This is a genomic window from Pseudomonas sp. AA-38, from assembly GCF_029457475.1.
Lineage (GTDB): Bacteria > Pseudomonadota > Gammaproteobacteria > Pseudomonadales > Pseudomonadaceae > Aquipseudomonas.
The window spans coordinates 13,806-36,398 of record NZ_CP120359.1 but is presented as its reverse complement, the minus strand read 5'-3'; the positions used below and the strand labels follow the sequence as shown (position 1 = coordinate 36,398).

Sequence of the window (22,593 nt, the reverse complement as noted above, 5' to 3'; positions counted from 1 at the left end):
CAATGGCTGGCAGTTGCAAGGTCGGGCCAGCACCTGCTGATCAAGACTCTAATCCGCCCGTCGGGTTCCTGCCGCCCAAAAGCGGCTGATGGAAGGGCAATCGACTCGGTGGGCGGACACAAACGGCAAAACAAAGTCGCCGCATCGCCAGCGGACTCAGCCCAGCAGTTGCCGTCGCAGCTCGGCCAGCACTGGCGCAGTGTCGGGACGCACGCCACGCCACAGGGCGAAAGCCTCGGCGGCCTGCTCCACCAGCATGCCCAGACCATCCAGGCAGCGCGCCGCGCCCTGGGCGGCAGCCCAGCGATTGAAGGCAGTCGCCTCGCGGCCATACATCATGTCGTAGCAAAGGGTATGCCCAGGCTGGATCAGGCTCGCTGCAATAGGCGGCAGCTCGCCGCCGAGGCTGGCCGAGGTGCCATTGACGATCAGATCCACCGGCGCCTCGTTCCAGTCGAAACCGGCTGCGACCAGCGGGCCGAGGTCGGCGAACTCGCGCACCAGTTGCTCGGCCTTGGCCACCGTGCGGTTGGCGATCACCAACAGGGCGGGGCGCTGCACCAGGAAGGGTTCGAGCACACCACGCACGGCGCCACCGGCGCCGAGCACGAGGATGCGCTTGCCGGCCAGACTGAAGCCGGCGTTGTCCTGCAGGTCGCGGGTCAACCCGGCGCCATCGGTGTTGTCGCCGAGCAGACGACCGTCCGCCAGCTTCTTCAGGGTATTCACCGCCCCGGCACGGCGCGCGCGCTCGGTCAGCTCGTCGGCCAGGCGGAAGGCCTCCTCCTTGAACGGCACGGTCACGTTGCCGCCCAGACCTTCGGCGAAGAAGGCGCGAGCATCGCCGACGAAGTCATCCAGCGGTGCCAGGCGCGCGTCGTAGCTCATCACCTGGCCGGTCTGCTCGGCGAACAGACGATGGATCAGGGGTGATTTGCTGTGGCCGATGGGGTTGCCGAATACGCAGTAGCGATCCATGGGATTCCTTGAGTTGCAAGCTGCAAGCCACAAGCTGCAAGCGTCATTGCTCGACTTGTAGCTTGCAGCCTGGGGCTTACGGCTGCTCTTTCAGCCAGTCGCGATCGGTCAGGAAATACTCAGTCAGACGAGCTTCCTCGCTGCCAGGCTCCGGCTTCCAGTCGTAACCCCAGCGCACCTGCGGCGGCAGCGACATGAGGATCGACTCGGTACGCCCACCCGATTGCAGGCCGAACAGGGTGCCACGGTCGAAGACCAGGTTGAATTCCACGTAGCGGCCACGGCGGAAGGCCTGGAACTCGCGCTCACGCTCGCCAAACGGGGTGAGCTTGCGGCGCTGGACGATGGGCAGGTAGGCCTCCAGGTAGGCATCACCGATGGCACGCATGAAGGCGAAGCTGGTGTCGAAGTCCCACTCATTGAGATCGTCGAAGAACAAGCCGCCGATGCCACGCGGCTCGCCACGGTGCTTGAGGTGGAAGTAGCGGTCGCACCAGGCCTTGAACTTGGGGTAGACGTCCGCGCCGAAGGGCGCACAGGCGTCACGGGCGACCCGATGCCAGTGCACGCAGTCTTCCTCATGGGCGTAGTAGGGCGTCAGGTCAAAACCGCCGCCGAACCACCACACCGGCTCCTCGCCTGCCTTCTCGGCGCTGAAGAAGCGCACGTTGGCGTGGGAGGTGGGCACATGGGGGTTTTCCGGGTGGATCACCAGCGACACACCGAGGGCCTGGAAGCCGCGCCCGGCCAGTTCCGGGCGATGGGCGCTGGCCGAAGGCGGCAGGCTGTCGCCGAATACGTGGGAGAAATTCACCCCGCCCTTTTCGATCAGCGCGCCATTCTCGATCACCCGCGTGCGCCCGCCGCCGCCAGCCGGGCGTTGCCAGGCGTCTTCGGCGAACACGGCCTGGCCGTCCTCGGCTTGCAGGGCGGAGCAGATACGGTCTTGCAGGTCGAGCAGATAGGCCTTCACGGCCTCGGTACGGTCAGTCACGGCGGCACCTTAGAACGGGGAGCGGGTCGAAATCGGCGGGCAGCATAGCATTCACACCGGGCATACCACAGTTGACGCTGATCGACCGAGCCGCTTGGATAGCCCTTCGCTCAAATCAGACAAGGAATCGAAAATGGCCAAGCGTATCGAGTTCAGCCAGCACGGCGGCAGCGAGGTGCTGCAATATCGTGATTATCAACCAGCCGCTCCCGGCCCGCACGAAGTCCGGGTGGCCAACCGGGCCATCGGCCTGAACTTCATCGACACTTACTTCCGCAGCGGGCTGTACCAGCCACCGATGTTGCCCTCGGGCCTGGGCACCGAAGGCGCCGGCGTGGTCGAGGCCGTCGGCAGCGCAGTCCAGGGCTTTGCCGTGGGTGATCGCGTGGCCTACGCCACCGGCCCGCTGGGTGCCTACAGCGAGCTGCACGTGCTGCCCGCCGACAAGCTGGTGAAACTGCCGGACAACATCGCCTTCGAGCAGGCCGCTGCGGTGATGCTCAAGGGCCTGACGGTGCAGTACCTGCTGCGCCAGACCTATGAGCTCAAGGGCGGCGAAACCATCCTGTTCCACGCCGCAGCCGGCGGTGTCGGCTCCTTCGCCTGCCAGTGGGCCAAGGCGCTGGGCGTCAAGCTGATCGGTACCGTCAGTTCGCCGGAAAAGGCCGCGCGAGCCAAGGAGCAGGGCGCCTGGGCGACCATCGATTACAGCCATGAGAACGTGGCGCAACGGGTGCTGGAGCTGACCGACGGAGCCAAGTGCCCGGTGGTCTACGACGGCGTCGGCAAGGACACCTGGGAAACCTCGCTGGACTGCGTGGCACCACGCGGCCTGCTGGTCAGCTTCGGCAATGCCTCCGGCGCGGTCACCGGGGTCAACCTGGGCATCCTGGCGCAGAAGGGCTCGCTGTTCGTCACCCGCCCGACCCTGGCTGGCTACGCCAACACGCCCCAGCGCCTGCAGGCCATGGCCGACGAGCTGTTCGGCATGATCGCCAGTGGCAAGCTGCAGGTGGAAATCAGCAACCGCTACGCGTTGAAGGATGCCGCCGCCGCGCAGGACGCGCTGAGCTCACGGCAGACTACAGGATCGACCATTCTGCTGCCTTGAGAGTAGCTGCAAGCTGCAAGCTGCAAGCTGCAAGCTGCAAGCTGCAAGCTGCAAGCTGCAAGCTGCAAGCTGCTTAGCGTGATGGTGAAACTCCGATACGACAAGCGCTCCGACCGTTTTTCGCTGTTACTTGAAGCTTGTGGCTTGCAGCTTGAAGCTGCTCTTCAGGATGGGCGAATCACATCGCCCGTGCGCAGGTCGCGGATCAGGCTGGGGTTCTTGCGCCCACCCAGGGGGCCGACGAGTACCTTGTCCAGCTCGCCGGGGAAGTACTGCTCGACGCGCAGACGCGAACGCGCGGCAGGACGGCCAGCCGGGTTGGCCGAAGTGGAGATCAGCGGCCCGGTAAGGCGACATAGCGCCTGCACCAGCGGGTGGTCGGACACGCGCAGGGCGACGCTGTCGTGCTCGCCGGTGACCCACTCGGGCAAACGGCCCTGATGCGGCACCAGCCAGGTGTTCGGCCCTGGCCAACTGGCGGCCAGGCGTTCCTGCCAGATCTCTGGCAGATCCTCGAGGAGAAAATCGAACTGCTCGATCTCATCGGCCACCAGGATCAGGCCCTTGCCCATGGGCCGCTCCTTCAGCGCCAGCAGGCGATCGACCGCTGCCTCGTTCCAGGGGTCGCAACCCAGCCCCCAGACTGCCTCGGTCGGGTAGGCGATCACACCGCCGTCGAACACCACCCGCGCCGTTTGCTGTATCTGCCAGTTGCTGGTCATCGACTGTCTCTCGCTAGCGAATGATCGGCAGTCTATCCAAGCCTGCCCAGGCACGGTAACCCGGATGCACTCCGGGCAGCCACCCGGCGCTACGGCTTGCGTGCCAGCCAGCGGCCAGCCTCATTGCTTACCCGGCCATCGAGTTCCAGTTCGGTCAAGGCAGCCAGCACCTCGTTCAGCGGCCAACCCGTGACTTGCACCAGTGCTTCGCTGCTCTGCGGCGCGGCATGCAGCAGCGCCAGCAAAGGATGCTCGGCCTGCACCTCAGCAGGCGCGCCAGGCGACTCAGCCACGGCCTGCCAAGCACGCAGTGTCTCGAGGATATGCTCGACGCTTTCCACCAGGGTGGCGCCATCACGGATCAACTGATGACAGCCGCGCGACCCGGGATGATGGATGGAGCCGGGTATGGCATAGACCTCGCGACCCTGCTCGGCGGCCAGGCGCGCGGTGATCAGCGAGCCGCTGGACGGGCTGGCTTCCACCACCAGCACGCCGAGCGACAGGCCGCTGATGATGCGGTTGCGCCGTGGAAAGTTGCTGGCCTGTGGTGCGCAATCCAGCGGCAGTTCCGAGACCAGCGCGCCGCCCTGCTCGATGATCTGCGCTGCCAGGCGTTTGTGCCGGGCCGGATACAGGCACTGCAGCCCCGTGCCGAGTACTGCCACGGTCTTGCCGCCACCATCCAGCGCGCCCTGGTGCGCGGCACCGTCGATGCCCAGGGCCAGACCACTGGTGATGACGAAACCGCCGGCCGCCAGGCTGCGGGCGAAGGCGTGGGCGTTGTCCAGCCCCGGCCCGGAGGCGCGTCGGCTGCCGACCATGGCCAGTTGCGGGGCATCGAGCAGCTCCGGATCACCGGCGACGAATAGCAACGGCGGAGCATCGGGCAGTTCGCCGAGCAGGGCGGGATAGCGCGCATCGTCCCACATCAGCAGGTGCTGGCCGGGCACTTCCAGCCAGGCCAGGGCGCTGGCGGCACGCTGACGGATCTCGGCACTGCGCCTGGGTTCGGCACACTCGTCTGGCAACCCCAGGGCACGCCAGGCGCTGGCCGGCGCACTGAGAGCGGCCGAGGCACTGTCGAAAGCACTGAGCAGTTTGCGAAAACGCCGTGGCCCCAGCTCCGGCAGCAGATGCAGGCGCAGGCGAGCTTCGAGTTCGGCGGGGGAGAGAGAGGCTGGAATGGGTGGCATAAGCAATCTTCCCTGAACGATGGAGCCGCCATCCTGGCGGCCATAAAGCACGAGCCCTGCATCAGGCAGGGCTCGAAGGTGTCACGGGTTGCGGATCTTGTCCATCACCGCCAGTTGCCGGGAGGCCTGCAGGATCAGGCCGTAGCTGAGCTTGTCGTAGGTGCGGAACACCATCAGCAGGCCGGAACGCTCGTCCGGGATCTTCACGCTTTCCCCGGTGATGCGGTCACGCACGGTTTCGCCGGTCTTGTACACCGCCAGCACGTTGCCGATTTCCAGGCCGTCGCGGGCGCCCTTGTTCAGGGTGACCACGTCGAACTGACCGATCTGGGTCACGCCACGCGGCACGTCGAGAATCAGGCCGTCGATCTGGCTGGAGGGCTCGCTGGGCATGAAGGTGGAATTGATCGCACGCTCCTCGGTGGGGAACAGACGGTCACCCAGACGCACTTCCTGCGTGGAGCGGCTCAGCACCAGAGTGCCGACATCGCCTTCCTCGGCAACGATCTCGCCGGTGCCGATGTCATCGGCATTGATACCGAGAAACTCCTGGGTTTTCGGATCCAGGTAGGTCTTGCCCTGACGGAAGATGCCATACACCGGATGCTGCGCGTCGAACTTGCCCCGGGCGTAGATGCGATCCCCGACGCCACTGATCACACGCTCGGCATTGCCGGCGACGACGTAGGGCTTGCTGTTGAATTCTTCCGGCGTGTTGACGATGCGGTTGCTCAGCAGAAAGCTGTTGATCGCCTCCAGCGGGATGGTCGGAATCGCCTCGGCCATCGGCGTGCTGCGCACCTGCGGCGACAGCTTGATGGTGCCGCGCGACTCGCCACGGTTGAGCATCAGCCGCGGCTGGCCGTCGATGTAGACCAGGTTGAGGGTGTCACCCGGGTAGATCAGATGCGGGTTGGCCACCTGCGGGTTGGCGTGCCAGATCTCCGGCCACTTCCACGGTTGGCTGAGGAATTTACCGGAGATGTCCCAGAGGGTATCGCCCTTGACCACGGTGTAACGGTCTGGGTGACCGTCCTTGAGTTGCACTGCGGCCTGAGCCATGCTGGTCAGAACCAATCCGCCGGCTGCCAGGAGCAGGGCGAGTAGTGATTTCCTCATACGGTGAATCCCTTTATTATGTGCTTTCGCGTGAAGCGCCCTAGCGCCGCGCTCAAACCCGCTGATTACGCGGCTTGAAGCCGTTTTTCAATGCTGTTCATCATCTTAGCAGCGGATTTTGAATTTATTCTACAAGTGCATCACAAACGCATATGGCGATCCTGAATATCCTCGAGTTTCCCGATCCACGCCTGCGCACCATCGCCAAGCCGGTGGAGGTCGTGGATGACTCTATCCGCCAACTGGTCGATGACATGTTCGAGACCATGTATGACGCGCCGGGTATCGGCCTGGCCGCAACGCAGGTCAACGTGCACAAGCGTGTGGTGGTCATGGATCTGTCCGAGGACAAGACCGAACCACGGGTGTTCATCAACCCCGAGTTCGAGCCTTTGACCGAGGAGATGGATCAGTATCAGGAAGGCTGCCTGTCAGTGCCCGGTTTCTACGAGAACGTCGACCGCCCGCAGAAGGTCAGGATCAAGGCGCTGGATCGCGATGGCCAGCCCTATGAGCTGATCGCCGAAGGCCTGCTCGCCGTGTGCATCCAGCACGAGTGCGATCACCTCAACGGCAAGCTGTTCGTCGATTACCTGTCCAATCTCAAGCGCGACCGCATCAAGAAGAAGCTGGAAAAACAGCATCGCCAGCGCGCTTGATTCACTTATTCCAAAGGCTTGCGTAGCAGGTCGCATGGAAACGTCACGAGCGAAGGTTAGGCAAGGCGAAAACAGGCGAGGGCGCGGAGTTTACGAGCTGTAAATGAGCAGTCCGAGCCTGTTTTCAACGCAGCATAACCGAGCGCAGTAGTTTCCAAGTGACCTGCCAGGCAAGCCTTTTTCTTTGGTGACTGCCCCCATGCGTATCGTCTTTGCCGGCACCCCGGAATTCGCCGCCGAACACCTCAAGGCCCTGCTGGCCAGCCAGCACCAAATCATTGCCGTCTACACCCAGCCGGATCGCCCGGCCGGCCGTGGCCAGAAGCTGATGCCCAGCCCGGTCAAACAGCTAGCCGTCGAGCACGGCATCCCGGTCTACCAACCAGCCAGCCTGCGCAATGCAGATGCGCAGGCCGAACTGGCCGCGCTCGAACCAGACCTGATGGTGGTAGTGGCCTACGGCCTGATCCTGCCGCAAGCGGTGCTCGACACCCCGCGCCTGGGCTGCATCAACAGCCACGCCTCGCTGCTGCCGCGCTGGCGCGGCGCGGCGCCGATCCAGCGCGCGGTGCAGGCCGGTGACAGTGAAAGCGGCGTGACCGTGATGCAGATGGAAGCCGGCCTGGACACCGGGCCGATGCTGCTCAAGGTCAGCACACCGATCAGCGCCAGCGACACGGGCGGCAGCCTGCATGATCGTCTGGCCCAGCTCGGCCCGCAGGCGGTGCTTGCCGCCATCGACGGCCTGTCCCGCGGTACGCTGAAGGGCGAAGTGCAGGACGATTCCCAGGCCAATTACGCACACAAGCTCAGCAAGGACGAAGCGCGCCTCGACTTCGAGCGTCCAGCCTTCGAGCTGGAGCGCCTGATCCGCGCCTTCCACCCCTGGCCAATCTGCCACACCACGCTGGGTGGCGATGCCCTGAAAGTGCATGCCGCCGAGATCGGCGAAGGCAAGGGCGCGCCGGGCACCATCCTCGCCGCCGACAAGAACGGCCTGACCGTGGCCTGCGGCGAAGGCGCACTGCGCCTGACCCGCCTGCAACTGCCTGGCGGCAAGCCGCTGGCCTTCGCCGATCTGTACAACAGCCGCCGCGAGCAGTTCGCGCCTGGCCTGGTGCTCGGCCAATGAACCCGCGCCTGGCCGCCGCCCGCGCTCTGAGCGCCGTGCTCTCCGGCAAGGCCTCGCTGGGTAGCAGCCTGCCGCCGCAACTGGATAAGGTCGAACACCATGACCGCGCCCTGGCGCAGGATCTGGCCTTTGGCGCTGCGCGCTGGCAGCCACGCCTGCAACTGCTGGCCGAGAAGCTGCTGGAAAAACCCTTCAAGGCCGCCGACAAGGACGTGGAAGCGCTGCTGCTGATCGGCCTCTACCAGTTGCTGCACAGCCGTATCCCCGAGCACGCCGCCATCGGCGAAACGGTCGGCTGCGCCGGCGCGCTGAAGAAGCCCTGGGCCAAGGGCCTGCTCAACGCCGTACTGCGCCGCGCCCAGCGCGAGCACGAAGCCCTGTTCACCGAATTGGATCGCGACCCGGTGCTGCACACCGCGCATCCACGCTGGCTGCAGAAGGCGCTCAAGGCGCACTGGCCCGAGCACTGGCAGGCCATCTGTGCCGCCAACAACGCCCATCCGCCGCTGATCCTGCGAGTCAATCGTCGCCATGGCAGCCGTGACGCCTATCTCGCAGAGCTGCACAACGCCGGCATCGCTGCCGAGCCTTGCACCTTTAGCTGCGATGGCGTGCGCCTGCTGCAGCCTTGCGACGTGACCACTTTGCCGGGCTTCAAGGAAGGCCGCGTCAGCGTGCAGGACGAAGCCGCGCAACTGGCCGCAGAACTGCTCGAACTGGCACCCGGCCAACGCGTGCTGGACGCCTGCGCCGCACCGGGCGGCAAGACCTGCCACCTGCTGGAGGTCGAGCCGGGCTTAAGCGAGGTGGTTGCCGTGGATCTGGAAGCCAAGCGTCTGGTGCGTGTGCGCGAGAACCTCGAGCGCCTGCGCCTCGAAGCCACCCTGATCGCCGCCGATGGTCGCGACACCGCTGCCTGGTGGGATGGCCAGCCATTCCAGCGCATCCTGCTCGATGCGCCCTGCTCGGCCACCGGCGTGATCCGTCGCCACCCGGACATCAAGCTGACCCGTCAGCCCGAGGACATTCCCGCCCTGGCGCAACTGCAGGGCGAACTGCTCGATGCCCTGTGGCCAACCCTGGCGTCCGGCGGCATCCTGCTCTACGCCACCTGCTCGGTGCTGCCGACGGAGAACAGCGAGACCATCGCCGCCTTTCTCGCTCGCACCGCGGATGCACAAGAAGTGGCAATCACCGGCGAATTCGGCCTGCAGCCAGGCCACGGCCGCCAGTTGTTGCCGCAGGTGGACGGCCACGACGGCTTCTACTATGCCAAGCTGTTGAAGACTGCCGTGACGACCCACGGCTAACGGAGCGATCAGTGAAAATCATCATTCTCGGCGCCGGCCAGGTAGGCGGCACCCTGGCCGAACACCTGGCCAGCGAAGCCAACGACATCACCGTGGTCGACACCGATGGCGACCGCCTGCGCGACCTCGGCGACCGCCTGGACATCCGCACCGTGCAGGGCAAGGGTTCCTTCCCCACCGTGCTGCGCCAGGCCGGTGCCGACGACGCCGACATGCTGGTGGCGGTGACCAACAGCGATGAAGTCAACATGATCGCCTGCCAGGTGGCCTATACCCTGTTCCACACCCCGACACGCATCGCCCGGGTGCGCGAATCGGCTTATCTGACCCGCGAGGCGCTGTTCGACAACGAGGCGATCCCGGTCGACGTGTTGATCAGCCCCGAGCAGGTGGTGACCAACTACATCAAGCGCCTGATCGAGTATCCCGGCGCCCTGCAGGTGATCGACTTCGCCGAAGGCAAGGCCCAGTTGGTGGCGGTCAAGGCCTACTACGGCGGCCCGCTGGTGGGCCAGCAACTGCGCCAGCTTCGCGCCCACATGCCCACCGTGGACACCCGCGTGGCCGCCATCTTCCGCCGCAACCGGCCGATCATGCCGCAGGGCGATACCGTCATCGAAGCCGATGACGAGGTATTCTTCATCGCCGCCAAGGCACACATCCGCGCGGTGATGAGCGAGATGCGCCGCCTCGAGGACAGCTACAAGAAGGTGGTGATCGCTGGCGGCGGGCATATCGGCGAGCGCCTGGCCGAAGCCATCGAAAGCCGCTATCAGGTGAAGATCATCGAGATGAACCCGGCCCGTTGCCGCTACCTTTCGGAGAACCTGGAAAGCACCATCGTGTTGCAAGGCAGCGCCTCGGACAAGGATCTGCTGGTGGAAGAGAACATCAGCGACGCCGACATCTTCCTGGCCCTGACCAACGACGACGAGGCCAACATCATGTCGTCCTTGCTGGCCAAGCGTCTGGGCGCACGCAAGGTCATGACCATCATCAACAACCCGGCCTACGTGGATCTGGTGCAGGGCGGCGAGATCGACATCGCCATCAGCCCGCAGCTCGCCACCATCGGCACCCTGCTCACTCACGTGCGCCGTGGCGATATCGAAAGCGTGCACAGCCTGCGCCGTGGCGCGGCGGAGGCATTGGAGGTGATCGCCCATGGCGATGCCAAGTCGAGCAAGGTGATCGGCCGCATGATCGGCGCTATCGCCCTGCCACCGGGCACCACCATCGGCGCCATCATCCGCGACGAGGAAGTACTGATCGCCCACGACGACACGCTGATCGAGTCCGGCGACCACGTGATCCTGTTCCTGGTGGACAAGAAGTACATCCGCGACGTCGAGCGTCTGTTCCAGGCGGGGTTAACGTTCTTTTGAGCGGCAAGCCACAAGCTTCGAGCCGCAAGTGAGCGTTCTTGCAGCTTGAGGCTTGCCGCTTGTAGCTGGCCGACGAAGGAGGCCCACCCATGAGCACCGAAGCACTGCAAAAGATGCTGGCCAAGGGCATGGACAATGCCCTGCTACGTTTCGGCCTGGGCAAGGGCCATCTGGATGCCGGCGACGCCGCGCAGGCTGCCGAGCATCTGCAGCGCTGCGTCGAGTTCGATCCAAGCTACTCTGCCGCCTGGAAGCTGCTGGGCAAGGCGTTGCAGGCCGAAGGCGACCAGGATGGCGCACGCCAGGCCTGGCAGCAGGGCATTGCTGCGGCACAGGCCAAGGGCGACAAGCAGGCCGAGAAGGAAATGAACGTGTTCCTGCGCAAACTGGACAAGCCGGCGAGCAATCGCGGCTAAAGCCCCTCCCACAAGCTCGGTGCTGCCTCGTAGCTGCGTAGCCCGGATGCAATCCGGGAAAATTTCTGCAGTCTGTCCCCCGATTGCATCCGGGCTACGGCGTTTACGATGCGACTCAGGCGGTAGCGGTGCGCTGTGGCAAAGCCCGCACGATGGCGCTGAGCAGCATGCCGTACAGCGGCACGAACAGCATCAGGCTGATGGCCAGCTTGATCACGTAATCCACCGTGGCGATCTCCACCCAGTTGGCCGCCATGAACGGATCGTCGCTGTGCCAGAAGGCCACCGAGAAGAACAGGAAGGTATCCAGCAGGTTGCCGAAGATGGTCGAGGCGGTCGGTGCAATCCACCACTGGCGCATCTTGCGCAGGCGATCGAACACCTGGATGTCCAGCAACTGGCCGAAGGCGTAGGCGAGGAAGCTGGCCACGGCAATGCGGAAGACGAACAGGTTGAACTCGCCCAGCGCCGCCAGGCCACCGAAGATGCCCTCATGGAACAGCACCGACACCACGTAGGAAGCCACCAGCGCCGGCAACATGACGCGGGCTATCACCACGCGCGCGGCATGCTTGCCGATCAGGCGCACGGTGAGGTCGGTGGCGAGGAAGATGAACGGGAAGCTGAACGCGCCCCAGGTGGTGTGCCAACCGAACAGAGTGATCGGTAGCTGCACCAGGTAGTTGCTGGCGATGATGATGAGGATATGGAAGGCGATCAGGCCGGCCAGCACGGGCCGACTGACCGACGCGGGAATCAGGGTCATGTCGATGTCCTTTTTCGTAGAGTGGGGTGAGGGAACCCACTGCCGCAGCCGACATGGCCACGAGCGGCGCGCATTCTAGCGTGATCTTGACCCTGGAGATAGGTTCTTGGCGACGGCCTGGCTGCCACTCATCGGCAACTCAGGCTTCCGGCACCACGCGTTTGGCCAGTTGGAAATGGCGCTTCCAGTACGGCGTGTTGAGGCGATCGATACGCACGTTGGCGCCACGACGCGGCGCGTGAATGAAGCGCCCTTGGCCCAGGTAGATGGCCACGTGATCGACCGAACGGCTACGGATGCGGAAGAACAGCAGGTCGCCCGGTTGCAGATCGTGGCGCTCGACCGAGGGCGCATCCACGCGCGACAACGCATGCGAGGTACGTGGCAGATCGAGATCCTCCAGCGGCTGGAAGGCATATTGCACCAACCCGCTGCAATCGAAGCCCTGCTTGGGGCTGGCGCCGCCCCAACGGTAGGGTTTGCCCAGAGCGCCAAGAGCGCGGTCGATCACCTCACGGGTCGGCGTCGGTTCGACGTGCTTGCTGGCGACGGTGGCAGGAATGACCTGAATACGAAAGGTGGCGGAGGCTTCGGCACAAATCCCGAACAGAAGAGCGCCTCCAAGACAAAGTGACATGACAATCTTGTTCAAACCCAGTAACCCTGGTCAGCGGCCTATTTTCGGATTCCCTTCCAAATCATGGCGTTGCATCGAAAAAGGCATCCAATCCATCAGGAGGACGGACTGTCGATGACTGCTCAGGGTTCATTTTCGACCACGGCTGACCGACGAACGGTCACCTGCGCAGGTGCCCGTCCGTAGCGTCATTCAGGGCTGCTGGCGCGCCTTGATCGCCACCAGCATCTTCTGCGCCAGCGCGGCGTAGTCTTCATCGAAGTGGTGACCGCCGGTGATTTCCAGGCGCTCGCCCACGGCGCCCGGTGCCGTGCAACCGCTGTCTGGCGCCTCTTCGCTGCCGTAGATGCACAGCACCTTGGCCGGCGGCAGGCGCTGCATTTCCGGACCGGTCGGGGCTTCCGCGCCATCCTTGCCGAGCCAGCCACTGACGGCGATCTCGAAGCTGCCGCTGCGGGCGAAGGCTAGCAACAGGATGGCGTCCACCTGCTGTTGGTCGCTGGCCGGCAGGCGGTTGTAGATGGCCGGCAGCACGTCGGCGCCGAAGGAATAACCGGCCAGGACGAAGCGCTTGATATGCCATTTTTCGCGATACTGCTGCATCAGCCGCGACAGGTCGGCAGCGCTCTGTTCCGGGCTCTTGTGCTGCCAGTAGTAACGCAGGGTGTCGATGCCCACCACCGGGTAACCAGCAGCGGCCATGTGCTCGGCCGAGGCGCGGTCGAGGTCACGCCAGCCGCCATCACCGGAATAGAACAGGGTGAGGGTATCGGCCGGCTGAGCGGAAGGGTGTTCGATCACCGGCATCGCGGCGCCCTGACCGGCCAGCATGTGCTGCAACTGATCGGCCAGCAGGGCCGGCAAGGGCGCGCCCAGGCTGCCGATACGCGGCTCGCCATTGGCCTGCTCGCGCAGGAAGCGGGCGTTGTCGTCACCCGGATTGTCGTTCCACAGGGCCACCCAGTGGCCGTGCGCCGCCTTTTGTGGCAGAGGCTCGGCGCAATCGGGCTTTGCCAGATCGAAGCCAACCGACAGCGCCTGAGCTCGGTCGTCGCTTTGTTCGGCCAGCCAGCGCCAGGCCGTGGCCGCTGCCGGGCCGATGCCGGCCACCAGGGTCGGCGTGCCGCCGAGCGTCTCGCTCGCCTGCTCGATCAGGCGTTGCTGAGCGGCGCAATCGCCGCCCGAGAAAGGCAGTTGCAGCAAGCGCAGATCGCCTACCTCAGCGAGACGACGCAGCGTCGCGTCATCCAGTGTCTGATCAGCCGGCGCGATCAGCAGCACACGCTGCTGGGCCGAGCCCTGGCTCACCAACTGGGCGGGCGTGCCTTGCACCTGTACCGTCTGCAGGTGCGGCACGGCATGCATTGACCACCACCAGATGAATGCCCCAGCAGCCAGTGCCGCGATCAGCAACAGGCCGCCCAGCGTCCTTGTCGTCTTGCTCATGTCAACGCCTCACCAGTCCACCCAGGCCACCCGCGATCAAGGTCGCGGTATCGGCCAACGCCACCCAGGGATCGAGCCCGGCCGGTACGGCCAGGTAACGCGGTTCCCAGTGCGGCAGGAACTTGTCCTTGAAGCGGCGCAGGCCTTGGAAGTTATAGAAGTTTTCACCACGGTCGAACACCAGCGCACCCAGACGCAAGGGTAGCGGCGCGCCTTTGCGTGTCTGCAGGCCGGCCAACGGTACCATGCCCAGGCTGAAGCGCGCGTAGCCCTCGCTCTGGAACTGCTGGATCAGGCCCAGCATGAGAAATTCCATGGTCGACTTCGGCGCATCCGGCAGCACACGCATCAGATCGAGGCTGGCCACGGCGCGGGTCTGGCATTCCAGCAGGTTGGCGAAGGCCACCGCGCGGCCCTCGAAGCGCACCACCACGATACGGAAATGCGCCAGGTACTCGGGGCTGAAACGCCCCAGGGAGAAGCCTTTCTCGCGCACGTTCTTGCCTTGTAGCCAGGCATCGGAGATGGCCTGCAGCTCATCCATCGGCACCTCGCCAGGGGCATGGAATTCCAGGCTCAGGCCATCGCGCTGGCCACGGTTCCAGGTGTAGCGCAGGGCCTTCATCTCCTTGCCGTTGCTGGCCAGGTCGAAGGTTTTCAGATCCACCAGCGCCTCTTCGCCGAGCTTCAGCGCGGTCAGGCCGATATCGATATAGCCGGGCAGGTTCTCCGCACGCACCTGGTAGAACACCGGGCGCGCATGGTGACGGTCGCACAGGTCGCGGAACTGCCAGATCAGTTCGGCCCGTGCAGCCGGCGGGCCGATGGGATCGAACAAAGCCACCAGGCTACGCCCACGGCGGGCATACATGAGGAAGGCTTCGCCATCGGGATGGAACAGCAGCGCCTTGTCGCCACTGAGCGCCAGGCCGCCTTCCGGCTGACGCGACGCCTGGACGATGGCGCGAGCGCGCAGCAACGCTTCGCTGTCCGGCAGGCTGATGCTCGGCGGCGTGGCACGCAGCAGCCAAGTGAGACAGACGGCCAGCAGCACCAGAGTGCTGCCCAGGGCTGCACGCAGGCCACGCGGCGCATTGGCATCGAGCTCGAACTGCCACCACAACTGGTGGCTGTAGCTGACATCCTGATAGGCGAACAGCAACAGCCAGACCGAGGCGGCGATCACCCCGATCGCCGCCGCCAGTGCCAGGCCGGAAGCGGGCACGTCCATCAGCCGGCTACGCCGGTAGAACTCGCGGCGAAACAGCGCCAGCAACCCGGCGACGGACGCCAGCGCCAGCGCTTCCAGCCAATCGAAACCCTTGAGCAACGACAACACCACGCCCAGGCAGAGCAGCACCAGGGTCAATACCCAGGCTGCCGACAGGCGCCGACGCAGGCCCTGGGCCAACAGCAGGCATAGCGTGCCGACCAGGCTGGCTGCCAGGTGCGAGGCCGCGATCATCTGTGGCGGCATGAGAAAGCCCAGGGCCTCCAGATGCTCATCCATGGCAGGCGTTACCCCGGAGAACAGCAGTACCGCGCCCGCACAGAACACCAGCAAGGCCAGTAGCGGCACCGCCATGCCGCTGGCGACCCGCACCACCTGGCGCGGGAACCACAGGCGCCGGGCCTCGGCCGCCAGCAGCAGCAGGCCGGCCACCAGCAGCGGCAGCAACACGTACAGCAGGCGGTAGAGCAGCATGGCCGCCACCAGCCCTGCCGAGTCGATGCTCGACGAGAACGCTGCCAGCAGCACGGCCTCGAACACCCCGACCCCACCCGGCACATGGCTGAGCACACCCGCCGCCAGCGCCAGCATGTACACCAGAATGAAACTGGAGAAGGAGGGGGCCTGCGGCAGCAACAGGTAGAGCACGCTGCCGGCGATCAGCACATCCAGGCTGCTGATCAGCAACTGCATCAGACTCATGCGCAAGCCCGGCAGACGCAGGCTGAAACGGCCGAGATCCACCTGCCAGCAGCCAGGCGCAGGGCGCTCCGGCAAACGCTTGCGGTTGATCAGCAACACCGCGGCCAGCGCTGCCGCCAATACGGCCAACGCCAGCCCCACCAGCACGGGTTGCGGCAAACGCAGCACCGCCGAGGCATCCTCGGGATCGAAGAGCACGGCCAAGGCCGCCAGGATCGGCAGGCTGGCACCCAGCGACAGACTGGCGAACAGGCTCATCCGCGCGACATCGCCTGCACCCAGACCATTGCGTCCATACAGGCGGTAACGCACCGAACCGCCGGACAACGCCGACAGTCCCACCGCATTGCCGATGGCAAAGGCGCAGAAACCGCCCATCGCCAAAACCGACGGCGGCAGACTGACATTGGCGTAACGGCTGGCCGACCACTCATAGGCCAGCATCACCAGAAAGCCCAGCACGGTCGCCAGCAGAGCGCCGAACACCGCCTGCGGCGGTACGGCAGCCAGCGAGTCGTGCACCTGATCGGGATTGATGTCACGCACCAGGTGCCAGCAGGCCACCAGCGCCAGGCCGAACAACAGCAGCGACAGGCAAAGGCCGAGCAGGTGGCGGTTGCGTTGTAGCCAGCTAGGGGAAGAAGGGGGGAGAAGGTTGGGTGCTTGCACACCGTCCAGGGGAACTTCAGGTACCGCTCGACTCATGTCGAAACGCCTCGAATGGACGCAGCCTCGGATTGAGGTGTTGGTCAGAGTGCAAATGTAACCAAATGTTCCGTGAATCCGAAATTTAGTCGATGTCACCCTGTGAAGCATGTTCCCGTCAGGCTTCGCCGAGAAAGCGCAGCCCCGCACCTTCGGTATCCACGCGCATCACTTCCATCTTCAGCACCGGCGCGGGAAAGGGTAGATCCTGGACCTGGCCGATCACTTCGGTACCCACGCTCAGAACGCTCATGTCAGGGTGCCTCACGTAGACGCCACTGTCAGACAGGTCACGGGTCTGCGCCAGCAGCTCACCAAAGCTTGGATGGCTGATCTTGATTCGGCACTTCATCGGGGTTCGTACCTGCTGACGCTGATTCGACATGTCGACTCCAGGAGTGGGCGAGCGGTGACCTTGCCTTTAATAGCTCATCCGTATGACAACGCCCAGTAGGTGGCGGAAAAAAGGCGCCATCGAGGCGCCTTCCTTCATCTTCGCGTGCATGGGCAGTACGTCAGTACCACTTGGCCTCGCCTTCCGGGCGCTTCTTGAAGCGCTTCATGCTCCACATGTACTGGCTCGGGTAGTTGCGCACGTAGCGCGATACCACCTCGCTCATGGCCGCCACGCCTTCTTCCACGTTGTCGCTGTACATGCCCTCGGGAGCGGCTTCGAGTATCACCTTGTAGCCGCTGCCATCCGGCAGGCGCAGTGCATGGAGGAACACGCCGAGCGCCTTGCCGCCAGCGAGCATGCCGGGCACGAACTTGCTGGTCAGTGCCATGGTGCCGAGGAAGGGCACGAAAACACCAGATGAACGGCTCGGCTCCGGGTCGGCCGGAATACCCACGGCGCCACCCTTGCGCACTTCCTTGATGACACTGAGGATGCCTTCCTTGGTCGAGGGCGCGACGCGGTTACCCATCTGCACGCGCTGCTGCTGCAGCAGCTCGTCGACCGCCTTGAGCTTGGGCGGGCGGTAGAAAATGATGGGTTTGCACTGGTTGCAGTAGAAGTGGTTGAGCACTTCCCAGTTGCCCAGGTGGCTGGTGATGCCGACCACGCCCTTGCCCGAAGCCAGCGCCTGTTGCAGCACCTCCAGGCCTTCCACTTCGCGCACCAGCTCGAGGGATTTGTGCGCCGGCCAGATCCAGGCGCAGGCGCTTTCGGTCAATGTCTTACCGATGTCCTTGAGACTCTGCCCAACCAGCTTCTCGCGCTCGGCCTCGCTCAGCTCGGGGAAGCACTTGGCCAGGTTGATGCGCACCACCTCGCGCGAGCCGTTCGGCAGCTTCCACATCAACCAGCCGATGGCATTGCCCACGGCCTGCACGGCGCGCCAGGGCAGCAGCGCGAACAGGCGCAGAAAGCCGACCACCAGGGCGCCCTTGAGTTTTTCCACGACAGACTCCAACAGCTCAGAAAAGCGTCAATTGTAACAGGCGCTTGGAAAACGTAGGCGAGGCAGGCAAGACAAGGCGCAACGACCAACGGGAGTAACAGCCAACGGCTGGCCCGAAGGGTGAGCACTAGCGAATCAAACGAACGAAAAACGCTCGGAGTCGCGCTCGACTTTACGAAGTGTAAATGAGCATTTTGACTGGGCTCGCACGCGAGGGCGTTTTTAACGCAGTATTGCCAACGCAGGTAGTTTTCCTAGGGCCTGTATGGGGGACAGTGCACTCAGTAAAGGCTGGTGCGAAGCCGCTGCTGGCGGTCGAGTTCGTAGGCCTCGACATCGAAGCTTTCATCGATGCAGCGGAAGATTTCCCCGGCGCTCGGCAGGCTGCCCCGCTCGACCTGCTGGGCCGCGTCCCACAGGCCGGAACGCAGCGCCGCCTTGGAACACTGGAAGTAGCAACTGTCGATGTGGATGAGCAAGGCGCTGCGCGGCAGCTTGCCCTGGGCCCGCCCCAGCTCCAGCAGTTCGGGATCGAGAGAGATTTCAGCACGGCCATTGACCCGCAGACTCTCGCCGATGCCCGGAATCAGGAACAGCAGCCCCACCTGCGGGTTCTGCACGATGTTGCGCAGGCTGTCGATGCGGTTGTTGCCGGGGCGATCCGGCAACAGCAGGGTGCACTCGTCGAGGATGTGCACGAAGCCCGGCGCATCGCCGCGCGGTGAGCAGTCCAGGCCATCCGGGCCGGCGCTAGCCAGTACCACGAAGGGCGAGGCCTGAATCAGCGCGCGATAGGGTTCGATCAGTTGCGGCAGCTCCTTGCGCCGCGAGCGCTCATGGCTTTCGCCGTACAGTGCCTGCAATTCATCCAGCGTGGTGATGGTGGTCATGAGCCCTTCAGTTGCGCATAACGGTCGCAGTCGGTGGTGTGATCCATCACCATACCCGTGGCCTGCATGAAGGCATAGCAGATGGTCGGCCCGACGAAGGTGAAGCCAGCCTTCTTCAGCGCCTTGCTCATCGCCTCGGCCTCGGGCGTCACCGCCGGCATCAAACTGCGATCACTGAAATGGTTGATCTTCGGCGCACCGCCGACGAACGACCAGAGCAGCGTCACCGGATCCTCCAGCTTCAGCCAGGCCTGGGCGTTCTGTCGCACGGCCTTGAGCTTGAGGCGATTGCGGATGATGCCCGGATCCTGCATCAGCGCCTCGATCTCCTCATCGCCAAGGCGGGCCAGGCGCTCGGGCTCGAAGCCATGCAGCACCTGGCGATAGCGCTCGCGCTTCTTCAGCACGGTGATCCACGACAGCCCGGCCTGCGCCCCTTCGAGCAGCAGCATCTCGAACAGGTGCTGGGCATCGCGCTGCGGAACGCCCCATTCCTCGTCGTGATAGGCCTGGTACAGCGGATCGTCGGTACACCAGAAGCAGCGGGGCATGGCAGTAAGCCTCGGTCAGGGGTCGAAGCGCTGACTATAGCGACAAAATAACTGGATACAAATACAGTCAACACCAACCGCGAATGATGCCGATGTGCCGTACCCTGCGGCCTGCGTCGAGTTTCGATATACTCCCCGGCTTTCCCTCGCAAGCCTCCACAGGTGATTTTTTCGTGAGCCAGAACAAGCCTGCCGTGCGCACCTTCCAGGATCTGATCCTGGCCCTGCAGAACTACTGGGCCGAGCAGGGCTGCGTGGTGCTGCAACCCTATGACATGGAAGTGGGCGCCGGCACCTTCCACACCGCCACCTTCCTGCGTGCCGTTGGCCCGGAGACCTGGAATGCCGCCTATGTGCAGCCTTCGCGTCGCCCGACCGATGGCCGCTACGGCGAGAACCCCAACCGCCTGCAGCACTACTACCAGTTCCAGGTGGTCCTGAAGCCCAACCCGGAAAACTTCCAGGAGCTGTACCTGGGCTCGCTGAAAGCCATCGGCCTCGACCCGGAAGTGCATGACGTGCGCTTCGTCGAAGACAACTGGGAATCGCCGACCCTCGGCGCCTGGGGCCTGGGCTGGGAAATCTGGCTCAACGGCATGGAAGTCACCCAGTTCACCTACTTCCAGCAGGCCGGTGGCATCGAGTGCTACCCGGTAACCGGCGAGATCACCTACGGCCTGGAACGCCTGGCCATGTACCTGCAGGGCGTCGACTCGGTCTACGACCTGATCTGGACCGACGGCCCGTTCGGCACCGTGACCTACGGCGACGTGTTCCACCAGAACGAGGTGGAGCAGTCCACCTACAACTTCGAGCACGCCAACGTCGAGAAACTGTTCGAGCTGTTCGATTTCTACGAGAGCGAAGCCAACCGCCTGATCGCCCTCGACCTGCCGCTGCCGACCTACGAAATGGTGCTCAAGGCCTCGCATACCTTCAACCTGCTCGACGCCCGCCGTGCCATCTCGGTGACCGCGCGTCAGCAGTACATCCTGCGTGTGCGCACGCTGGCCCGCGACGTGGCCCACGGCTACCTGAAGGCGCGTGCCCGCCTCGGCTTCCCCATGGCCACGCCCGAGCTGCGTGACGAAGTGCTGACCAAGCTCAAGGAGTCGGGTCTGCTGCAAGACGAAGGGCAAGGCAACAACGCGGAGGCACAAGCATGAGTGCGCATGACTTTCTGGTTGAACTGGGCACCGAAGAGCTGCCACCGAAAGCGCTGAAAACCCTCGGCGATGCCTTCCTCGCAGGGGTCGAGAAAGGCCTCAAGGCCGCTGGCCTGAACTATGCCAGCGCCCGCGCCTATGCCGCGCCGCGCCGTCTGGCGGTGCTGGTGGAACAACTCGAGGAGCAGCAGGCCGACCGCAGCATGAACCTCGATGGCCCGCCCATCCAGGCCGCCTTCGATGCCGACGGCAACCCGACCCAGGCCGCCCTCGGCTTCGCCCGCAAATGTGGCGTGGATATCTCCGAGATCGACCGTAGCGGGGCGAAACTGCGCTTCGCTCAGCACATTCCCGGCCAGCCGGCGGTGAACCTGCTGCCGACCATCGTGGCCGACTCGCTGAACGATCTGCCGATCCCCAAACGCATGCGCTGGGCCGACCGTCGTGACGAATTCGTGCGCCCCACCCAGTGGCTGGTGATGCTGTTCGGCGATGCCGTGGTCGACTGCGAGATCCTCACCCAGAAGGCCGGCCGCGTGTCCCGTGGCCATCGCTTCCACGCCAACCGTGACGTACGTATCAGCAGCCCGGCCAACTACGCCGAAGACCTGCGCAGCGCCTACGTGCTGGCTGACTTCGCCGAGCGCCGCGAGCTCATCAGCCGCCGCGTCGACGAACTGGCCGCCGCAGAGCAGGGCACGGCCATCGTGCCGCCGGCGCTGCTGGACGAAGTCACCGCCCTGGTGGAATGGCCAGTGCCACTGGTCTGTTCCTTCGAGGAACGCTTCCTCGAGGTGCCGCAAGAAGCGCTGATCACCACCATGCAGGACAACCAGAAGTACTTCTGCCTGCTGGACGCGGGCGGCAAGCTGCTGCCGCGCTTCATCACCGTGGCCAATATCGAGTCCAAGGATCCGGCACAGATCGTCTCAGGCAACGAGAAAGTGGTGCGTCCGCGTCTGACCGACGCCGAGTTCTTCTTCAAGCAGGACAAGAAACAGAAGCTCGAAGGCTTCAACCAGCGCCTGGCCAACGTGGTGTTCCAGGCCCAGCTCGGTTCGGTATTCGACAAGGCGCAACGCGTCTCGGCGCTGGCCGGTTTCATCGCCCGCGAAGTGGGTGGCGACGCCCAGCGCGCCGCCCGTGCCGGCCTGCTGTGCAAGTGCGACCTGGCCACCGAGATGGTCGGCGAATTCCCCGAGATGCAGGGCATCGCCGGTTACTACTACGCGCTCAACGACGGTGAGCCGGAAGATGTCGCCCTGGCCCTGAACGAGCAGTACATGCCGCGCGGTGCCGGTGCCGAACTGCCGAGCACCCTCACGGGTGCCGCCGTGGCCGTGGCCGACAAGCTCGACACCCTGGTGGGCATCTTCGGCATCGGCATGCTGCCCACCGGCTCCAAGGATCCCTACGCCCTGCGTCGCGCCGCCCTCGGCGTGCTACGCATCCTGATCGAGAAGGGCCTGGATCTGGATCTGGCCGCCGCGGTCGACTTCGCCGTCGCCCAGTACGCCGGCAAGATCAAGGCCGCAGGCTTGCCCGCCCAGGTGCTGGAGTTCATCTTCGACCGCCTGCGTGCGCGCTACGAGGACGAAGGCATCGAAGTGGCGGTCTACCAGGCCGTACGTGCGGTGGGTCCGACCTCGCCGCTGGACTTCGACCAACGCGTGCAGGCCGTGCAGGCTTTCCGCAAGCTGCCGCAGGCCGAAGCCCTGGCTGCGGCCAACAAGCGCGTGTCGAACCTGCTGAGCAAGGCCGAAGGTGGCGTCGCTGCCCAGGTCGAGGCGCACTACTTCGACAACCCCAGCGAGTTCGCCCTGCACGCCGCCATCCAGCAGGCCGACCACGCGGTGCAACCGCTGGCTGCCGCCCGCCAGTACAACGAAGCCCTGGCCAAGCTGGCCAGCCTGCGCGAGCCGGTGGACGCCTTCTTCGAGGCGGTGCTGGTCAACGCCGAGGATGCCCGTGTACGCGCCAACCGTTATGCCCTGCTGGCCCGTCTGCGCGGGCTGTTCCTCGGCGTGGCGGATATTTCGGTGCTGGGCTGACGCACAGCAACGGCAAGCTACAA

Annotated in this window: 21 protein-coding genes; 8 read left to right on the top strand and 13 right to left on the bottom strand. The window is 64.7% G+C overall.

Annotated elements, in window-relative coordinates:
• Positions 1-156: 156 nt before the first annotated feature.
• Entirely contained in the window at positions 157-978 is an 822-nt protein-coding gene (gene aroE, locus PVE35_RS00165) for a shikimate dehydrogenase (RefSeq protein ID WP_277373397.1), read from the bottom strand.
• Between the two features lie 76 nt (positions 979-1,054).
• Positions 1,055-1,972, bottom strand: coding sequence for an oxygen-dependent coproporphyrinogen oxidase (gene hemF / locus PVE35_RS00160; RefSeq protein ID WP_277373396.1), 918 nt, complete (start codon positions 1,970-1,972; stop codon positions 1,055-1,057).
• 133 nt (positions 1,973-2,105) lie between these two features.
• Between hemF and PVE35_RS00155 the strand changes: the two genes are divergently transcribed.
• Positions 2,106-3,083 carry an NADPH:quinone reductase gene (locus PVE35_RS00155; RefSeq protein WP_268180181.1) on the top strand — a complete coding sequence of 326 codons (978 nt, stop codon included), beginning with the start codon at positions 2,106-2,108 and terminating at the stop codon, positions 3,081-3,083.
• A gap of 164 nt (positions 3,084-3,247) precedes the next feature.
• Here the strand turns inward: PVE35_RS00155 and PVE35_RS00150 are convergent, their stop codons facing one another.
• From PVE35_RS00150 to PVE35_RS00140, 3 genes are all read right to left on the bottom strand, one after another.
• Positions 3,248-3,805 (bottom strand): Sua5/YciO/YrdC/YwlC family protein, encoded by a 558-nt coding sequence (locus PVE35_RS00150; RefSeq protein WP_277373395.1) that lies wholly within the window; start codon positions 3,803-3,805, stop codon positions 3,248-3,250.
• A gap of 89 nt (positions 3,806-3,894) precedes the next feature.
• Positions 3,895-5,001 carry a DNA-processing protein DprA gene (gene dprA, locus PVE35_RS00145; RefSeq protein WP_277373394.1) on the bottom strand — a complete coding sequence of 369 codons (1,107 nt, stop codon included), beginning with the start codon at positions 4,999-5,001 and terminating at the stop codon, positions 3,895-3,897.
• A gap of 81 nt (positions 5,002-5,082) precedes the next feature.
• On the bottom strand, positions 5,083-6,120 hold the full coding sequence (locus PVE35_RS00140; protein WP_277373393.1) for a LysM peptidoglycan-binding domain-containing protein: 1,038 nt from the start codon (positions 6,118-6,120) through the stop codon (positions 5,083-5,085).
• Between the two features lie 152 nt (positions 6,121-6,272).
• Between PVE35_RS00140 and def the strand changes: the two genes are divergently transcribed.
• The 5 genes from def to PVE35_RS00115 all read left to right on the top strand — a co-directional run bounded on the left by def (position 6,273) and on the right by PVE35_RS00115 (position 11,022).
• Entirely contained in the window at positions 6,273-6,779 is a 507-nt protein-coding gene (gene def, locus PVE35_RS00135; protein WP_268180174.1) for a peptide deformylase, read from the top strand.
• A gap of 187 nt (positions 6,780-6,966) precedes the next feature.
• The gene (gene fmt, locus PVE35_RS00130) at positions 6,967-7,911 is read left to right on the top strand and encodes a methionyl-tRNA formyltransferase (RefSeq protein WP_277373392.1); all 945 of its coding nucleotides are present in this window, start codon (positions 6,967-6,969) and stop codon (positions 7,909-7,911) included.
• Positions 7,908-9,221: a 16S rRNA (cytosine(967)-C(5))-methyltransferase RsmB gene (gene rsmB / locus PVE35_RS00125; protein WP_277373391.1), complete on the top strand. Its 1,314-nt coding sequence runs from the start codon at positions 7,908-7,910 to the stop codon at positions 9,219-9,221. The genes fmt and rsmB overlap by 4 nt, the downstream gene beginning before the upstream one ends.
• An 11-nt stretch (positions 9,222-9,232) precedes the next feature.
• Positions 9,233-10,606, top strand: coding sequence for a Trk system potassium transporter TrkA (gene trkA, locus PVE35_RS00120; protein ID WP_268180168.1), 1,374 nt, complete (start codon positions 9,233-9,235; stop codon positions 10,604-10,606).
• 89 nt (positions 10,607-10,695) lie between these two features.
• Entirely contained in the window at positions 10,696-11,022 is a 327-nt protein-coding gene (locus tag PVE35_RS00115) for a tetratricopeptide repeat protein (RefSeq protein WP_268180167.1), read from the top strand.
• Positions 11,023-11,137: 115 nt separating this feature from the next.
• Here the strand turns inward: PVE35_RS00115 and PVE35_RS00110 are convergent, their stop codons facing one another.
• The 8 genes from PVE35_RS00110 to PVE35_RS00075 form a co-directional block, all read right to left on the bottom strand.
• Positions 11,138-11,788: a 7-cyano-7-deazaguanine/7-aminomethyl-7-deazaguanine transporter gene (locus tag PVE35_RS00110; RefSeq protein WP_268180165.1), complete on the bottom strand. Its 651-nt coding sequence runs from the start codon at positions 11,786-11,788 to the stop codon at positions 11,138-11,140.
• Positions 11,789-11,927: 139 nt separating this feature from the next.
• Positions 11,928-12,425: a C40 family peptidase gene (locus PVE35_RS00105; protein ID WP_268180163.1), complete on the bottom strand. Its 498-nt coding sequence runs from the start codon at positions 12,423-12,425 to the stop codon at positions 11,928-11,930.
• 192 nt (positions 12,426-12,617) lie between these two features.
• On the bottom strand, positions 12,618-13,841 hold the full coding sequence (locus tag PVE35_RS00100) for an AcvB/VirJ family lysyl-phosphatidylglycerol hydrolase (protein WP_277374940.1): 1,224 nt from the start codon (positions 13,839-13,841) through the stop codon (positions 12,618-12,620).
• Positions 13,842-13,872: 31 nt separating this feature from the next.
• Complete coding sequence (gene mprF, locus PVE35_RS00095; protein ID WP_346772067.1) at positions 13,873-16,473, bottom strand: bifunctional lysylphosphatidylglycerol flippase/synthetase MprF; 2,601 nt, start codon at positions 16,471-16,473, stop codon at positions 13,873-13,875.
• Positions 16,474-16,627: 154 nt separating this feature from the next.
• Complete coding sequence (locus PVE35_RS00090; protein WP_268180160.1) at positions 16,628-16,894, bottom strand: PilZ domain-containing protein; 267 nt, start codon at positions 16,892-16,894, stop codon at positions 16,628-16,630.
• A 130-nt stretch (positions 16,895-17,024) separates the two neighbouring features.
• Positions 17,025-17,912, bottom strand: coding sequence for a lysophospholipid acyltransferase (locus tag PVE35_RS00085; RefSeq protein ID WP_268180159.1), 888 nt, complete (start codon positions 17,910-17,912; stop codon positions 17,025-17,027).
• Positions 17,913-18,193: 281 nt separating this feature from the next.
• On the bottom strand, positions 18,194-18,802 hold the full coding sequence (locus PVE35_RS00080; protein ID WP_277373389.1) for a pyridoxamine 5'-phosphate oxidase family protein: 609 nt from the start codon (positions 18,800-18,802) through the stop codon (positions 18,194-18,196).
• Positions 18,799-19,353, bottom strand: coding sequence for a DNA-3-methyladenine glycosylase I (locus PVE35_RS00075; protein ID WP_277373388.1), 555 nt, complete (start codon positions 19,351-19,353; stop codon positions 18,799-18,801). The genes PVE35_RS00080 and PVE35_RS00075 overlap by 4 nt, the downstream gene beginning before the upstream one ends.
• A 173-nt stretch (positions 19,354-19,526) precedes the next feature.
• Here PVE35_RS00075 and glyQ point away from each other — a divergent pair, with 173 nt between their 5' ends.
• Positions 19,527-20,519: a glycine--tRNA ligase subunit alpha gene (glyQ, locus tag PVE35_RS00070; RefSeq protein WP_268180156.1), complete on the top strand. Its 993-nt coding sequence runs from the start codon at positions 19,527-19,529 to the stop codon at positions 20,517-20,519.
• Positions 20,516-22,570, top strand: coding sequence for a glycine--tRNA ligase subunit beta (gene glyS / locus PVE35_RS00065; RefSeq protein ID WP_268180155.1), 2,055 nt, complete (start codon positions 20,516-20,518; stop codon positions 22,568-22,570). The genes glyQ and glyS overlap by 4 nt, the downstream gene beginning before the upstream one ends.
• Positions 22,571-22,593 lie beyond the last annotated feature (23 nt).

Coding starts and splice junctions, on each gene's coding strand:
- aroE (WP_277373397.1), bottom strand. CDS start 978: ATGGATCGCTACTGCGTATTCGGCAACCCCATCGGCCACAGCAAATCA.
- PVE35_RS00155 (WP_268180181.1), top strand. CDS start 2,106: ATGGCCAAGCGTATCGAGTTCAGCCAGCACGGCGGCAGCGAGGTGCTG.
- PVE35_RS00150 (WP_277373395.1), bottom strand. CDS start 3,805: ATGACCAGCAACTGGCAGATACAGCAAACGGCGCGGGTGGTGTTCGAC.
- dprA (WP_277373394.1), bottom strand. CDS start 5,001: ATGCCACCCATTCCAGCCTCTCTCTCCCCCGCCGAACTCGAAGCTCGC.
- PVE35_RS00140 (WP_277373393.1), bottom strand. CDS start 6,120: ATGAGGAAATCACTACTCGCCCTGCTCCTGGCAGCCGGCGGATTGGTT.
- def (WP_268180174.1), top strand. CDS start 6,273: ATGGCGATCCTGAATATCCTCGAGTTTCCCGATCCACGCCTGCGCACC.
- rsmB (WP_277373391.1), top strand. CDS start 7,908: ATGAACCCGCGCCTGGCCGCCGCCCGCGCTCTGAGCGCCGTGCTCTCC.
- PVE35_RS00115 (WP_268180167.1), top strand. CDS start 10,696: ATGAGCACCGAAGCACTGCAAAAGATGCTGGCCAAGGGCATGGACAAT.
- PVE35_RS00110 (WP_268180165.1), bottom strand. CDS start 11,788: ATGACCCTGATTCCCGCGTCGGTCAGTCGGCCCGTGCTGGCCGGCCTG.
- PVE35_RS00105 (WP_268180163.1), bottom strand. CDS start 12,425: ATGTCACTTTGTCTTGGAGGCGCTCTTCTGTTCGGGATTTGTGCCGAA.
- PVE35_RS00090 (WP_268180160.1), bottom strand. CDS start 16,894: ATGTCGAATCAGCGTCAGCAGGTACGAACCCCGATGAAGTGCCGAATC.
- PVE35_RS00080 (WP_277373389.1), bottom strand. CDS start 18,802: ATGACCACCATCACCACGCTGGATGAATTGCAGGCACTGTACGGCGAA.
- PVE35_RS00075 (WP_277373388.1), bottom strand. CDS start 19,353: ATGCCCCGCTGCTTCTGGTGTACCGACGATCCGCTGTACCAGGCCTAT.
- glyS (WP_268180155.1), top strand. CDS start 20,516: ATGAGTGCGCATGACTTTCTGGTTGAACTGGGCACCGAAGAGCTGCCA.